Origin of the sequence: Enhydrobacter aerosaccus (assembly GCF_900167455.1) — a bacterium.
GTDB lineage: Bacteria > Pseudomonadota > Alphaproteobacteria > Reyranellales > Reyranellaceae > Reyranella > Reyranella aerosaccus.
In genome coordinates this window covers 683,050-697,829 of the sequence record NZ_FUWJ01000002.1, presented here as the reverse complement: position 1 = coordinate 697,829, position 14,780 = coordinate 683,050, and the positions used below count along the sequence as shown (strand labels likewise).

The following is a 14,780-nucleotide window of genomic DNA, read 5'->3' as shown; positions in this document are numbered from 1 at the left end:
GTCGATGCACGTTCTGGCGACACAGCTGGCGAATCTGGAGGAGGCCGATGTTGCGATCGACCTCGGCCAATCGCCGGCTGACATCGTTGTCCTGTCCTTCTCCGACAGTGATTTGTCGGCATTGGCCGCGGCGTGGCAACGGGACGCCGAGCAGCTGCCGACGCTTCGCCTCGCGAGCCTCAAGCGGCTTCGGCATCCGATGTCGGTCGACCTCTATGTCGAGCAGGTCGTCTCCAAGGCGCGCGCCGTCATCGTGCGCTGTCTCGGCGGTCTCGATTACTGGCGTTATGGCCTGGAGCACATTGCCGACGCGGCACGAGACCATGGCATCCTGTTCGCGGCCCTGCCCGGCGACGATCGCGAGGATGCGCGGCTGGCGGCGATGTCGACAATGGCTGCCGACGCAGTCGCCTTGCTCGATCGGTTCTTCCGGGAAGGCGGTCCCGGCAATCTCGGCCAGGCCTTGAGATATGTCGCGTCTCTGCTTGGCCATGAAACGACGTGGACGGCGCCCGTTCCGCTGGGGTCCCTGACGGTGATTGGGCCGTCGCAGGCTGGCCGGCCCACTGCCCTGATCGTCTTCTATCGCGCCAATCTGATCGCCGGCGACATGGCCCCTATTGACGCCTTGATGGCGTCGCTCGATAGCCAGGGACTGGCGCCGGTCGCCATCGCGGTCAGCAGTCTCAAGGACCCGGCGATCGAGGCCGATCTTGTGCAACTCATTGCGACGCGGCAGCCGGCGGTGATCCTCAACACCACCGCCTTCTCCGCCTTGCGCGAGGACGACACGACGGTGCTGGACGCCGCGGACGTGCCGGTGCTGCAGGTCGTTCTGTCAGGAAGCGCTGAGGAGGCGTGGCGCAAGTCCGGTCGTGGCCTGTCGCCCGCCGACCTCGCCATGAATGTGGTCCTGCCCGAACTGGATGGCCGGCTGCTGACAAGAGCGGTCTCGTTCAAGGCCGAGATGCCGATGGATCCGCGGCTCGAATTCGCTGCGGTCCGTCACGTGACGGAACCGGACCGCATCGACTATGTCGCGCGGTTGGCATCGGCGTGGACCAAGCTGCGGCGGACGTCGCGATCGGAGCGCCGGCTGGCGCTGGTCCTGTCGGATTATCCTGCACGTGGTGGCCGGGCCGGTTACGCAGTCGGGCTCGATACGGCCGCCAGCACCGGGGAGATCCTGCAGCTCTTGCAGGGCGAAGGCTACGATACCGCCGTGCCTGACGAAGGCATCGCTGCGTTGCTGGATGCACCGGTAGAACACATCGATATCCCGCTCGCCTTCTACCGGGAACAGCTCCGAGCTTTGCCGGAAAGCCTGCAACGCGCGTTGCGTGAGACCTGGGGCGAGCCCCAACAGGATTTCCGCCTTGCCGTTCGTCGCTGCGGCAAGGTGCTGGTGCTGCTGCAACCCAATCGCGGCGCAGCGGGCGATCGCAAGTCTGGCTATCACGATCTGAATTGCCCGCCGCGACATGCCTATGTCGCGCTCTATGCCTGGCTGCGCGAGGTTGAACGGATCGATGCGCTGATCCATCTCGGCACGCACGGCACACTCGAGTGGTTGCCGGGCAAGGCGCTGGCGCTGTCGACTGAATGCTGGCCCGAGGTCGTGCTGGGGCCGGTCCCGGTCATCTATCCCTTCATCGTCAACAACCCTGGCGAGGCGGTGCAGGCCAAGCGACGGCTGGCTGCCGTCACGATCGGCCATCTCACACCGCCACTGGGAAACGCTGGATTGCACGGCGCCCTGGGCGAAATGGAAGGCATCATCGAGGAGTACGCGGCTGCCGATGGGCTCGATGCGCGCCGGTTGCGTCATCTCGAGGAGGAGATCGTCGATCGCGCCTGGAGCAACGGGCTTGCCGCGGACTGCGGCCTCGTGCGCGGCGAAGCGGCGCGGGACGCGATCGCCAAGCTCGATGCGCAGCTGTGCGATATCAAGGAACTCAGCATTCGCGATGGCCTGCACATCTTCGGCCGGATGCCTGAAGCCACCGCAGCAGGCGCTCTGGCCAACGCCATCAGAGTACCGGAATCCGCTCTCGAGGCGTGTGCTGTTTCGGAACGACGGGCCTTGCTGGCTGCGCTCGACGGCCGGCGGGTGTCTCCCGGACCGGCAGGCGCGCCGACGCGCGGACGCGCCGATGTGCTGCCGACCGGCCGGAACCTCACCTCGATCGATCCGCGTGCGATTCCGACGACCACGGCGGCAGCGATCGGCAAGCGTGCGGCCGACGAGGTGGTCCGCCGCTATCTTCAGGATCACGGCGACTATCCGCGCGTGCTCGTCATCGATCTCTGGGCATCGGCATCGCTGCGCACCGGAGGCGACGATCTGGCCCAGGCTCTCGCCTATCTTGGCGTACGGCCGACCTGGGACAAGACCTCCAGTCGCGTGATCGGAATCGAGGTGCTGCCGCTGGCGGCGCTCGATCGGCCACGGATCGACGTGACGCTGCGCATCTCCGGACTCTTTCGCGACATCTTCGAAGCGCAGATCGCGCTGTTCGACATGGCCGTGCAACGCGTGGCGGCGCTCGACGAGGACTCCGCGGACAATCCGTTGGCCGAGGCGTGCCGAAAGGGCGGCGATCTGGCGCGGGTCTTCGGCGCGGCACCCGGCAACTATGGCGCTCGAGCCGGCGACATGGCTCTCGACGGCGTCTGGCACTCGCGCGACGACCTTGGCGCGGCGTACCTGTCCGCTGTCACACACGCGTACGGCGGCGTCGACAGCATGCGGCCTGCCGGGAACGGCTTTCGGAATCGAGTGTCGGCGGCCGACGCGCTCGTGCATCCGCAGGATGACCGCGAGCGCGACATCCTCGATGGCGACGGCGTGGCTGATTTTGCCGGCGGCTTCGCCGCAGCGGCAGCGTTGCTCGGCAACACGCCGGAACTCTACCACCTCGACACCAGTGCAACCGAGGCTCCGAAAGCCCGGCGCCTGGCCGAGGAGATTGCGCGCATCGTGCGCGGCCGCCTCACCAATCCGCGCTGGCTCGAGCGTATGCTGGATCACGGCCATCGTGGAGTCGCCGAGATCGCGCAGGGCGTCGACGCTCTCTACGCCTTCGCCGCCCTGGCATCGGTGGTTCCGAGCCATCTGTTCGATGCGACGCACGCGGCGCTTTTTGGCGACGAGGCCAGATTGTCGGCGATGAAGAAGGCGAACCCGGCCGCGGTCGAGGCCATGGTGGCCCGCTTGCAGGACGCGCTGGCCCGAGGCCTTTGGATCCCGCGACGCAATGCGGTGAAAGAAGAACTGGCGCATGCCATGGGGAGCGGATCGTGAGTGCGGTCGTCGCTCCCTCCGTGAAGGGCTGGTGTCCCGGCGCCCTGCGGCCGATGGAAAGCGGCGACGGATGGATCGCCCGTGTGCGGCCGTGGATCGGCGCCTTCACTCTGTCGCAGGCGAGCGCGCTTGCGGACATCGCCGACCGGCTGGGCAACGGGCATCTTGAACTGACGCGACGGGCCAATCTCCAGATCCGCGGATTGCCTCACGATGCGCTGCCGGAATTGCATGCGGCCCTGAACGCACTCGGCCTTCTGGACCGCGATGTCGAGACGGAAGCTGCGCGCAACATCATGGTGGGGCCGCTGGCGGGTCTCGATCCGGACGCGGTCGACGTGCGGCCGCTTGCGCGCAGGCTCACTGCGGTCCTCGCGACGGACCGCACGCTCGCCGGCTTGCCGGCCAAGTTCGGTTGGCTCGTCGATGGTGGCGGGGTCGCATCGATCCGGGGTGAGCGGGTGGATATCGCCTTGTCTGCTATCGGTAAGCGGATCGCGCTACGCCTCGATTCTCAATGGATCGGCCTCGGAACGCCGGACGAGGCGCTGGCGGCGGCTCTGACGGCGGCGCGGGCGTTCCTGACGCTGGGCACCTGCAACCGCATGCGCAAGTTGTCGGAGGCGCAGTGGCAGGAGCTGCTTGCGGCGGTGAGTCCGAGTCTCGAGCCGATCGGGCACATCGAGGTCAAGCAGCATCGTCCCTTAGGGTTGCTGCCAGGAGCGACTGGCATTGCCGTGCCTTTCGGCCAGATCGAGGCGGCACAACTTCGCGGTCTGGCGGCGCGGGCAACTGATGCGGGCGCATCCGAATTCCGCCTTTCGCCCTGGCGTATCCTGTATGTCGACGTGCAAGACGGCCGCTTGATCGAAGGCGGCGCCGAACTCGGTCTGATCGTAGATTCCAGGGATCCCCTGCTGCGAGTCGACGCCTGTCCAGGCGCGCCGTCCTGCAACTCGGCAACGGTGGATAGCCGTGCAGCGGCCCGATGGTTGGCCGCTCATGGCATGACCGGCACGGCCCACGTCTCCGGTTGCATCAAGGGCTGTGCGCGCTCGGAGCCGGCAGATCTTGTCCTGGTGGGCGACGCCGGCCGCTATCATGTCGTCCGGCGCGGTACGACGCGCGACACTCCCCAGGGAACCATCCAATCCAACGAACTGCGAGCAGTACTCCATGGCTGATCCACGCGCCTATATTCGCGACGGCGCGGAAATCTATCGTCGCTCCTTTGCCATCATCCGCGCCGAATCCGATCTCGCGCGCTTTTCGCCGGCCGAGGAGCGGGTTGCGGTTCGCATCATCCACGCCTGCGGCATGGTCGAGGTCGCGCGCGACATCGTTATGTCGCCCGGTTTTGCCGATAATGCCCGCTGGGCGCTGATCGGGGGCGCGCCGATCCTGTGCGATTCGAAGATGGTCGCAAACGGTATCACCCGGGCGCGCTTGCCTGCCGGGAACCCGGTGATCTGCACGCTCGACGATCCCTCGGTGCCGGAGCTGGCACGCAAGATCGACAATACGCGCAGTGCGGCGGCCATGGAGTTGTGGCGTGACCAATTGGCCGGCTCCCTCGTCGTGATCGGAAATGCACCGACAGCCCTGTTCCGCCTACTCGAGATGTTCGATCAAGGGGCGCCGCGACCGGCGGCCGTGATCGGCCTGCCCGTCGGCTTCGTCGGCGCGAAGGAATCGAAAGAGGCGCTGGCAGCGGATGGCCGTGTGCCCTTCCTGATCGTCAAGGGCCGCAAGGGCGGCAGCGCCATGGCCGCCGCCGCGGTCAATGCGCTGGCGAGCGAGGCAGAATGATTTCGCTGGAGGCCCTGGCGGGCGGAGTGCAAGCGGGCACGCTCTATGGCATCGGTGTTGGCCCGGGTGATGTGCGCTATCTCACCTTGCGCGCCACCGTCCTGCTGCGCTCGGTGGATGTCGTTGCCTTCTTCGCCAAACGCGGCCAGCAAGGAAATGCCCGGCGGATCGTCGCGCCGCTGATGAAGGACGACCGGGATGAACGGCGCTTCGAATATCCTGTCACGGACGAGCTGCCGGCCGAGCATCCCGACTACCAGGACCAGATCGGTCATTTCTATCGCGAGACCGCCGCCTCGCTGGCGTCATTGCTGCGCGAAGGGAAGTCGGTGGGCTTGCTGTCCGAGGGTGACCCGTTCTTCTACGGTTCGTTCATGCATATGTGGCGTCGTCTCTCGGCGGATTTTCCTGTCGAGGTCGTGCCCGGCGTGACGGGCATGTCGGGTTGCTGGACGCGCGCCAACGTGCCCATCACCTGGGGCAACGATACGTTGTCGGTTCTGCCCGGGACATTGGAGGAAGAGCAGCTGGTCGATCGCCTGCGCCGCACCGATGCCGCGGTGATCATGAAAGTGGGCAAGAATCTCGGCAAGGTCAGGCGGGCCGTCGATGCCGCCGGCTTGCTGTCACGCGCCATCTATGTCGAGCGCGGCACCATGCAGGAAGAGCGCATCCTGCCGCTGGCCGAGTGCGGCGAACCGCAAGGCGCCTATTTCGCCATGGTGCTCATCCCGGGCGAGGGGAGGCGGCTGTGAGCGGCTCACTGGTGGTCGTGGGAACAGGCCCAGGCAAGGCCGAACTGATGACGCCAGCGACCCAGGCCGCCATTGCAAAGGCGACCGATCTCGTCGGCTACGGCCCCTACCTCGATCGCATCCCGGCGATGAAGGCCGGCCAGTGCCGACATGCGTCGGATAACCGGGTCGAGCTCGATCGCGCCCGCCACGCGCTGTCTCTCGCGGCGGCAGGGCGGGACGTGGTGGTCGTCTCCGGCGGCGATCCGGGTGTCTTTGCCATGGCTGCCGCCGTCTTCGAAGCTGTCGAAGTGGGCGATCCGGCTTGGCGCACGCTCGATATTCGCGTCGAGCCCGGCGTCACGGCCATGTTGGCGGCAGCGGCGGAAGTGGGCGCGCCACTGGGCGGCGACTTCTGTGCCATATCGCTGTCGGACAATCTGAAATCGTGGTCGACGATCGAGCGTCGTCTGAAGGCGGCGGCGCACGGCGATTTCGTGATCGCGCTCTACAATCCCGCATCGAAGGCACGCCCGCGTCAGCTGGCGGAAGCCTTCGTCCTGCTGCGCTCGGTGAAGGATGCTGCGACTCCCGTGCTGTTCGTCCGTGCGGCCGGCACGAGCGAGGCCAAGGTCGTCAGCACAACGTTGGGCATGGCGGACGGTTCGATGGCGGATATGCGTACGCTCGTCATCATCGGTGCGAGCACGACGCGCCAGGTTGGGCGGTGGATCTACACGCCGCGCCGCGAACGAGGGGCGTGAAGATGGCTTTCCAGCCAGGCCAGGGCGTGCTCCGCGTCGGCCACGACGTCTCCGGCAGGTTTGTCGGGACGGGCGATCATCATCACCGGCAGGCCAAGTTCGCGCGCGGCCTCGATCTTGGCGTAGGTCGCCGCACCGCCAGCATTCTTGGAAACGAGAATGTCGATCCGTTCATCGCAGAGGAGGCGGACTTCGGCGTCGCGGTCGAACGGACCGCGTGCTTGCAGCAGCCGGAGGTCCGGCGGCAGGGCTGCCGTGTCGGGTGGATCGATCACGCGTGCCAGATAATGGTGCTGCGGCGCCGCGACGAAGGCATGCAGCTCCTGCCGTCCAAGGCTCAGGAACACGCGCTGTGGTATCGGCCCGAGCGTCTCGGCCGCTTCACGCGCCGTGCGCGCGGTCTGCCATTGGTCGCCGGGTTGTATGCTCCAGGCCGGGCGCAGCAGGGAAGCGAGCGGTACCGCTGCGGCGTGGCTGGCGGCTACGGCGTTGGCAGAAATCTGCGCAGCGTAGGGATGTGTAGCGTCGATCAGGAGCTCGATCCGTTCGTCGCGCAGGAACCGGGCGAGACCATCGGCGCCGCCAAAGCCGCCGATCCGCGTCGGCAGCGGTTGTCTGCTCGGTGCTGCTGTTCGGCCGGCGAGCGAGAGGGTCGCCGCGAATCGCGGATCGTCGGCGAGAAGACGTGCGAGCGCCGAGGCTTCGGTCGTGCCGCCGAGGATCAGAACGCGAAGGGGCATGCTCATGACTGGTGAAGCCGCACCCTGCCGCGGCGGACGTTGGCTGTCCATCATCGGCATCGGCGAGGATGGCGTCGATGGTCTGTCGCCAGTCGCGCGCGACCTCATTTCGAAAGCCGAACTGGTGCTGGGCGGCAAGCGCCATCTGGCTCTGGCCGATAGTCTCATTCACGGCGAACGATTGTCGTGGCCCAGCCCGATCGGCAAGGCTCTGCCGGAGATCGAGAAGCTCCGTGGCCGGCCGGTCGCCGTCCTGGCCACGGGCGATCCGTTCCACTACGGCGTCGGCGACATGCTGATGCGCTCGGTCGCTGCCGACGAAATGCTGTGCCTGCCGCAGCCATCGGCATTCAGCTTGGCGGCCTCGCGTCTTGGATGGTCGCAGCAGGACGTGTCGTTGGTGAGTCTCCATGGCCGGGCCCTCGAAGGTATCGTTCGCTCCTTGCAGCCGGCGGCCCGTATCCTCGCCTTGTCCTGGGACGGAGAAACGGCGGGCAAGCTGGCGGCCTTCCTGACCGCGCGGGGCATGGGCGCTTCATCGATTACGGTGCTGGAACATCTCGGTGGACCGAAGGAACGCATCCGCAAGGCCACGGCGGCATCGTTTGACCTTGGCGACGTGGCCGCGCTGAATATCGTGGCGGTTGAGGTCGTTGCTACTGGCGATGCCATGATCGTGCCCTTGGCATCGGGCCTCGATGACACTTTGTTCGAGCATGATGGGCAGCTCACCAAGCGTGAGGTCCGGGCAGTGACCTTGTCGGCCCTGACCCCGCGCCAGGGCGAGTTGCTGTGGGATATCGGGCTCGGCGCCGGATCGATCGCAATCGAGTGGTTGCTGCGGCATCCTTCCCTGAAGGCGATCGGCATCGAGGCCGACCCGGAACGCGCTGCGCGTGCGGCCCGCAACGCGGCGAGCCTGGGAACCCCGGACCTTCGGATTGTTCAAGGCAAGGCGCCGGACGCCCTGACCGGCCTCGCCACGCCCGACGCGATCTTCATTGGCGGTGGCCTGTCGAAGGCGGCTGTGTTTGAGGCGGCATGGTCGGCGCTCAAGCCAGGCGGCCGGCTGGTGGCCAATGCCGTGTCGCTGGCCTCCGAAGCGCGGCTGATCGAGCTGCTTCAACGCCATGGTGGCGAGTTGGTGCGCCTCGAAGTGGCGCGATCGGGCAAGGCCGGGAGCGGCGATAGCAAAGCCTTCGTTTGGCGGCTGGCTGCGCCGATCGTCCAATGGCGGGTCAGGAAATCATGATCGTCGCGGGTGTGGGTTGCCGCACGGCCACCTCGGCAGACGAAATCGAGCAGGTGGTACGGATGGCGTTGAGTGTGTTCAAAGTGTCTGCCGGTCGGCTGGAGGCGCTGGCCACCGAGGCTGGGAAGGCCGCAGAGCCCGCCTTTGTGGACGCGGCGAGGCGGTTCGGCGTACCCGCGAGAGGCTGCACCATCGACGAACTTGGCCGCGTGGCGGATCGGATCTTGACGAGGTCCGCCCGCGTCCTGGAGGCGAAGGGCGTCCCCTCGGTCGCGGAAGCCTGTGCGCTGGTCGTCGCAGGCGAAAACGGCTGCCTGCTCGGGGCGCGCGTGTCGACGCCGCGGGCCACCTGCGCTCTGGCGGATGGAGACGGTCGATGACGGTCCACTTCATCGGCGCCGGTCCCGGCGCGGCCGACCTCATCACCGTTCGTGGCCGCGATCTCATCGGCCGTTGCCCGGTCTGCCTTTATGCTGGATCGCTGGTGCCCAAGGCTCTGCTCGATCATTGCCCGCCAGGCGCACGGATCGTCGATACGGCGCCGATGTCGCTGGACGAGATCGTGGCCGAATGCCAACGCGCGACCGATGCCGGCGAGGACGTGGCGCGCCTCCATTCCGGTGACCTGTCGATCTGGAGCGCGCTGGGGGAGCAGGTCCGGCGGCTCGACGAACTGGGAATTCCCTATACTGTGACACCCGGCGTGCCGTCGTTTGCGGCAGTGGCGGCAGCGTTGGGACAGGAACTCACCTTGCCCGAGCTGGCACAGACCGTGGTGCTGACCCGCACCTCCGGTCGCGCCTCGGCCATGCCCTCCGGCGAAGATCTCAAGGCCTACGCGGCCACGGGGGCAACGCTCGCCATTCATTTGTCGATCCATGTGCTGGACAAGATCGTGGCTGAGCTTGTGCCCTTCTATGGTGCGGATTGTCCCGTTGCCGTCGCCTACCGCGCCAGTTGGCCCGACGAACGTATCGTCCGTGCCACACTCGGCACCATTGTCGCCGAAGTCGGCAAGAGCCCGATGGAGCGCACGGCGCTGATCCTGGTTGGCAGAGTGCTGTCGGCGCGGGATTTCCGGAACAGTGCTCTCTACGACGTTGCCTATCAACGCCGGTTCCGGGGACGCGACCAATGAGCTTTCCCGGCTTCCCGCCCATGCCAGATTTTCCCGCCGGCGAGGTCTGGCTCGCTGGTGCCGGCCCCGGCGATCCGCGTTTGTTGACGCTGCTCGCCCTGCACGCGCTCGCGACAGCGGACGACATCGTGCACGACGCCCTGGTGGATCGTCGCGCGCTCGATCTTCGCCGACCTGACTCCGTACTCATTCCCGCCGGCAAACGCGGCGGCAAGCCGTCGCCGCATCAGCGCGACATCAACGAGATCCTGATCGAGCGCGCCCGCGCTGGCCGACGAGTGCTGCGGCTGAAGGGCGGCGATCCCTTCGTATTCGGCAGGGGCTGGGACGAGGCATCGGCTCTGGCGGCGGCCGGTATCCGCTTTCGCATCATTCCGGGCATCACCTCCGGCTTGGCGGCTGCGGCACTTGCCGGCATTCCGGCCACCACGCGCGACACCAATCACGCCGTGATCCTGGCCGCTGGCCATCGCGCCGAAGACGGCACCTCGACCACGGACTGGGCCGCGCTGGCAAAGCTCGGCCAGCCCATCATCCTCTACATGCCCATGTCGCAACTGGAGGACATCGTGTCCGCACTGCGGCAAGGAGGGATGGGCGAGCGAACTCCCGTGGCCCTGATACAGTCGGCGACCACGGAAGGAGAACGCGTGCTGGAGAGCACGCTTGGGTCGGTTGCGGCGGACGCGGCGAGAGAAGGGATCGGCGCGCCGGCGCTTCTGGTGGTCGGTGCCGTGGCCGGCCTGCGCTCGCAGTTGCTGGCCAATCTCGTTGGTTGGCGATGACCCAATGTGGTCTCGTCATTGCCGGGACGCGTTCGGGCTCGGGCAAGACGACGATTGCGCTCGGGCTGATGCGTGGCCTGGCGCGCCGGGGCCGCCGGGTGCAGGGATTCAAATGCGGTCCAGATTATATCGACCCGGCCTTTCACGCCGTCGCCACGGGTCGGCCAAGCTTCAATCTCGACGCCTGGGCCATGGCGCCGGGGCAGCTGATCGATCTGGTCGTGCGGCATCCGGCCGACATTGCCGTCGCTGAAGGCGTGATGGGCCTGTTCGATGGCGTTCGCGGCCGAGGCGCGACGGCCGATGTCGCGGCACTTCTGCGCTGGCCTGTGGTGCTGGTGCTCGATGTGAAGGGCCAGACGGAAACGGCGGCGGCCCTTGTCGCCGGCTGCATGCACTACCGCGACGATGTCGAAATCGCCGGTGTCATTCTCAATCGCGTGGCCAGTCCACGGCATCTGGCCCTGATCCAGCCGGCGCTGGAGCGGATCGGCGTCAAACTCTTCGGCGCCGTTTTGCAGGACAAGAGTCTGGTTCTCCCTGAGCGCCACCTCGGTTTGGTGCAGGCCGGCGAGACCGCGCATGTCGAGCATCGACTCGACGCGCTGGCCGACGTGCTTGCGGAGTCGGTCGATCTGACTGCACTGGAGTATAGCGCGCGGCCCGCGACGCTTCGGCCTTCTCCATTTGCGTCCTTGCCGCCGCCGGGCCAGCGCATCGCCGTCGCGCAGGACGCGGCCTTTTCTTTTCTCTATCCGCATCTGCTGGAGCAATGGCGCGATGCAGGCGCCGAAGTGATGCCGTTTTCGCCGCTGCGCGACGAGGCGCCAGCAGCTGACGCGGATGCCGTATGGCTGCCGGGCGGTTATCCGGAATTGCATGCAGGGGTGCTGGCGCAGGCAGAGCGCTTCCTGAAGGGGCTGCGGGGTGCGGCCGCTCGCGGCGTGCCGGTCCATGGCGAATGCGGAGGTTACATGGTGCTGGGGGACGGGCTGGTCGATGCCGAAGGCGTCCGCCACGCCATGGCCGGATTGCTCCAGCTTGAAACGTCGTTCGCCCAACGCCGCTTGCATCTCGGGTATCGGCTCGCGCGGCTGCAGGCCGATTGCCTCCTCGGCAAGAAAGGAAGTGAGATTGTGGGCCATGAGTTCCACTACGCCTCGATCCTGTCCATCGGCGATGATCCGGTGGTCGATTGTCGCGACGCCGATGATCTGCCCGTTACGGAGTCCGGAGCGCGCCGCGGGTCCGTCACCGGCACGTTCTTCCATGCCATCGGGGTAGGATCGCCATGACCGATCCAAAGCAGGGGCCGCATACTCATCTTCCTTTCGATGCGACGTTCCGCGCGACATTTCGCGATCTGGTCCTGTGGCGACGCGATGTGCGGCGGTTCCGCACGGATCCGGTGCCGGAGAAATTGCTCGACGATCTGATCGAACTTGCCACCCACGCCCCGTCGGTGGGTTTCAGCCAACCGTGGCGATTCGTGAAGGTGAAGTCGACGGAGCGGCGCCGCGCCGTCTGGGAGAACTTTGCTGCCGCCAATGCCAAGGCGCTGGAGAACTACGATGGGCAACAGCGCGCAACCTATGCCGGATTGAAGTTGGCCGGCCTCAAGGAAGCGCCGATCCATCTCGCCGTGTTCTCGGACGAGAGCAGCATCACTGGCAGCGGGCTTGGCCGCCAGACCATGCCCGAGACGGTGCGCTATTCAGTCGTCGCCGCCATCCAGACGCTGTGGCTGGCGGCTCGCGCCGAAGGGCTCGGCATGGGATGGGTCTCGATTCTCGATCCCGCTGCCGTCACCCGGATTCTTGATGTTCCGAGTGGCTGGACGCTCGTTGCCTATCTGGATCTGGGGTGGCCGGCCGAAGAACATCTCGACCCCGAACTCGAGCGCCATCATTGGGAGGCGCGCCATTACACCGGCGACTTGGTGTTCGAGCGTTAACGACGGGTCGACGCCTAGCGGGCCGAACTGGCGTCGTAGAGTTCGACATGCGGCGCACGACTGGCCCGCAACGTCATGGCGATGGCCCGAAAGACGAGGTAGCCCGCACATAATGCGGCTCCTGCCGCCACATATTGCGGCTCGATCACCGGGTCCTCCAGGGCGGCGCCCGTAAAGTCGATCATCGACAGAACGACGAGGCCGAACGCCGCCGCGAGACCATCGACGGAGCGCGGCAATTTCACCAAGCCCCACCTCTGATCCGATTCGATGCACATCATCCAGCCGCGCATCCGGCCGATTGCCGCTCCAAGGACCGCGCCGATCGCCCACTCGGCGTCGTGCGCGATCGTCGCATTGAACACGCCGGCCAGCAGAACGAGGGCAACCACGGCAGCCAGACCGGGCGGCACGGCGAGACGCCAAAGCTTCACGATGCCGCCGGACGATTGGGAGCCGGATGTCCAGAGACACAATACGGCGACGGCGACAGTCAGTACGTTCGAAAGGCTAAGCGGCGCGATCATCCTTGGGCGGCCGAGGGCGCATGTTCCCCAACACCGTCGCTACTATTCGCCTCAACCGCTCGTCTTGCCAACAAGGAAAATCACGGCGCAATTGCGCACCGTGTGCGCTTTAGGCTGTCAGTCGGCCAATATCACCGGGTCCAATGCCTGCTTGCCGCGAATCATGTCCGATGCCTTCTCTGCGATCATCAGTACTGATGCATTTAGGTTCGCGGAGGGCATGGTTGGCATGATGGACGCATCGACGACGCGCAGGCCATCGATGCCGCGGACTCGCAATTGATCGTCGACGACGGCGGTGGGATCGCTGTCCGGTGCCATCCGGCAAGTTCCCATCAAGTGAAATGTGGTCGTGCCGCGCTGTTTGGCGGCCGTCAGCAGGTCCTCGTCGGATTGGGCCTGTGATCCGGGGAATTCCTCACGATCGTAGTACTTGCTGAGCGGTCTCGATGCCAACAGCCGCCGGGCCAACTTCATGCCGGCCAGCAGGACTCGCCGGTCGCTCTCGGCGGCGAGGTAGTTCGGCTGGATGATCGGATGGACGAACGGGTCGGCCGATTTCGCGCGAACGTAGCCCACGCTGTCCGGTCGCTGTTGCCAGGAAGCGATGGTCATGCCCGGGAAATCGTCCAACTTGGATTGGACGCCTTCCTTGTAGCTCGCCGGCGTGAAGGTGAGCTGCAGGTCGTAGTTGTCGATATGCTCGTCCGACTTCCAGAACACATAGATGAGCGTCGGGTTGAGGGCGAGGATGCCCTTGCGCGACACGAAATACTTCATGACCTCGCCGGCTAGCTTCAGGCCATGCGACTTCTCGTTGATCGTCTCGGCGTTCTTGACTCGGGCGACGAAGCGCGGCGCGTAATGGTCGCGCAGGTTCTCGCCTACGCCAGGCAACTCGTGCTGCACGGCGATGCCGAGCGATTGAAGGAGGGGAGCCGGTCCGATGCCCGACAGTTGCAGGAGCTGCGGCGAGTTTACCGAGCCTCCACTCAGAATGACCTCTCGCCGCGCCCGGACCTCGATTTCCGGACCGTTTCGCCCGCCCTTGCGATAGCGGACGCCGACCGCCTTCTTTCCCTCCAGCACGATGGACGTCGCGTGCGCGTTGGTCCTGACCGTGAGGTTCGGCCGCTTCATGGCCGGATGGAGATAGCCCCGCGCCGCGCTGACGCGTCGGCCGTTGCGGATGATGCGCTGGACGTAGTTCACGCCGGCTTGCTGGGCGCCGTTGTAGTCGCGATTCAGCGGGATGCCCATCTCGACGGCCCCCTCGATGAACGCTTCGCACAGCGGATCTCGCCACTCCAGATCGGTGATTGGCATCTGGCCCTCGCGACCGCGGAACGTGTCATCGACCTCGTGGGCGATGCGGCGTTCGCTGCGGCGGAAGTAGGGCAGGACATCGGCATAGCCCCAGCCGCGATTGCCCCGCTGCGCCCAGCCATCGAAATCGAGGCGCTGGCCGCGATTGTAGATGTGGCCGTTGATCGAACTCGAGCCGCCCAGGGTCTTGCCGCGGGGTGCCGCGATCCGGCGTCCGCCCGTCCATTCGCTCGCCTCCGCGGAATAGAGCCAGTTCACTTTGGGATCGACCAGCGTGTACATGAAGCCGGCCGGGATATGGATGAATGGATGCCAGTCGCGGGGACCGGCCTCGAGCACGCAGACGGTCACGGTGCCGTCTTCGCTCAGCCGATTGGCGAGCACGCTGCCGGCCGACCCGGCGCCGACAATCACGTAGTCGAAACTATCCATCCGACGCCCTTCCTC

Annotated in this window: 14 protein-coding genes; 11 read left to right on the top strand and 3 right to left on the bottom strand. The window is 66.2% G+C overall.

Features of this window, described 5'->3' with window-relative positions:
• The first annotated feature begins 4 nt into the window (after nt 1-4).
• Genes cobN through cobJ form a run of 5 tightly spaced genes read left to right on the top strand, consistent with a single transcriptional unit; the run spans nt 5 to nt 6,611 of the window.
• Nucleotides 5-3,304 (top strand): cobaltochelatase subunit CobN, encoded by a 3,300-nt coding sequence (gene cobN / locus B5D62_RS12580; protein ID WP_085934195.1) that lies wholly within the window; start codon nt 5-7, stop codon nt 3,302-3,304.
• Nucleotides 3,301-4,488: a precorrin-3B synthase gene (gene cobG / locus B5D62_RS12575; protein ID WP_085934194.1), complete on the top strand. Its 1,188-nt coding sequence runs from the start codon at nt 3,301-3,303 to the stop codon at nt 4,486-4,488. Before cobN ends, cobG begins: the two co-directional genes overlap by 4 nt.
• On the top strand, nt 4,481-5,113 hold the full coding sequence (locus tag B5D62_RS12570; protein ID WP_085934193.1) for a precorrin-8X methylmutase: 633 nt from the start codon (nt 4,481-4,483) through the stop codon (nt 5,111-5,113). The genes cobG and B5D62_RS12570 overlap by 8 nt, the downstream gene beginning before the upstream one ends.
• Nucleotides 5,110-5,868: a precorrin-2 C(20)-methyltransferase gene (locus tag B5D62_RS12565; RefSeq protein WP_085934192.1), complete on the top strand. Its 759-nt coding sequence runs from the start codon at nt 5,110-5,112 to the stop codon at nt 5,866-5,868. Before B5D62_RS12570 ends, B5D62_RS12565 begins: the two co-directional genes overlap by 4 nt.
• On the top strand, nt 5,865-6,611 hold the full coding sequence (gene cobJ / locus B5D62_RS12560; protein ID WP_085934191.1) for a precorrin-3B C(17)-methyltransferase: 747 nt from the start codon (nt 5,865-5,867) through the stop codon (nt 6,609-6,611). The genes B5D62_RS12565 and cobJ overlap by 4 nt, the downstream gene beginning before the upstream one ends.
• On the opposite strand, the gene B5D62_RS12555 is transcribed toward cobJ, so the two are convergent.
• The gene (locus B5D62_RS12555; RefSeq protein WP_218191045.1) at nt 6,581-7,357 is read right to left on the bottom strand and encodes a cobalt-precorrin-6A reductase; all 777 of its coding nucleotides are present in this window, start codon (nt 7,355-7,357) and stop codon (nt 6,581-6,583) included. The two genes, cobJ and B5D62_RS12555, sit on opposite strands and share 31 nt — an antisense overlap.
• Here B5D62_RS12555 and cbiE point away from each other — a divergent pair.
• The 6 genes from cbiE to bluB are packed head-to-tail and all read left to right on the top strand — an operon-like array spanning nt 7,356 to nt 12,480.
• Entirely contained in the window at nt 7,356-8,603 is a 1,248-nt protein-coding gene (cbiE, locus tag B5D62_RS12550) for a precorrin-6y C5,15-methyltransferase (decarboxylating) subunit CbiE (protein ID WP_085934751.1), read from the top strand. The two genes, B5D62_RS12555 and cbiE, sit on opposite strands and share 2 nt — an antisense overlap.
• Complete coding sequence (locus B5D62_RS12545) at nt 8,582-8,983, top strand: cobalamin biosynthesis protein (protein WP_085934189.1); 402 nt, start codon at nt 8,582-8,584, stop codon at nt 8,981-8,983. The genes cbiE and B5D62_RS12545 overlap by 22 nt, the downstream gene beginning before the upstream one ends.
• Nucleotides 8,980-9,741: a precorrin-4 C(11)-methyltransferase gene (gene cobM, locus B5D62_RS12540; protein ID WP_085934188.1), complete on the top strand. Its 762-nt coding sequence runs from the start codon at nt 8,980-8,982 to the stop codon at nt 9,739-9,741. The genes B5D62_RS12545 and cobM overlap by 4 nt, the downstream gene beginning before the upstream one ends.
• Nucleotides 9,738-10,526 (top strand): uroporphyrinogen-III C-methyltransferase, encoded by a 789-nt coding sequence (gene cobA, locus B5D62_RS12535; RefSeq protein ID WP_085934187.1) that lies wholly within the window; start codon nt 9,738-9,740, stop codon nt 10,524-10,526. Before cobM ends, cobA begins: the two co-directional genes overlap by 4 nt.
• Nucleotides 10,523-11,821 (top strand): cobyrinic acid a,c-diamide synthase CobB, encoded by a 1,299-nt coding sequence (locus B5D62_RS12530; RefSeq protein WP_085934186.1) that lies wholly within the window; start codon nt 10,523-10,525, stop codon nt 11,819-11,821. The genes cobA and B5D62_RS12530 overlap by 4 nt, the downstream gene beginning before the upstream one ends.
• Nucleotides 11,818-12,480 carry a 5,6-dimethylbenzimidazole synthase gene (bluB, locus tag B5D62_RS12525; RefSeq protein ID WP_085934185.1) on the top strand — a complete coding sequence of 221 codons (663 nt, stop codon included), beginning with the start codon at nt 11,818-11,820 and terminating at the stop codon, nt 12,478-12,480. The genes B5D62_RS12530 and bluB overlap by 4 nt, the downstream gene beginning before the upstream one ends.
• A gap of 14 nt (nt 12,481-12,494) precedes the next feature.
• Here the strand turns inward: bluB and B5D62_RS12520 are convergent, their stop codons facing one another.
• On the bottom strand, nt 12,495-12,914 hold the full coding sequence (locus B5D62_RS12520) for a hypothetical protein (protein ID WP_139373857.1): 420 nt from the start codon (nt 12,912-12,914) through the stop codon (nt 12,495-12,497).
• Between the two features lie 210 nt (nt 12,915-13,124).
• Nucleotides 13,125-14,765: a GMC family oxidoreductase gene (locus tag B5D62_RS12515; protein WP_085934183.1), complete on the bottom strand. Its 1,641-nt coding sequence runs from the start codon at nt 14,763-14,765 to the stop codon at nt 13,125-13,127.
• Nucleotides 14,766-14,780 lie beyond the last annotated feature (15 nt).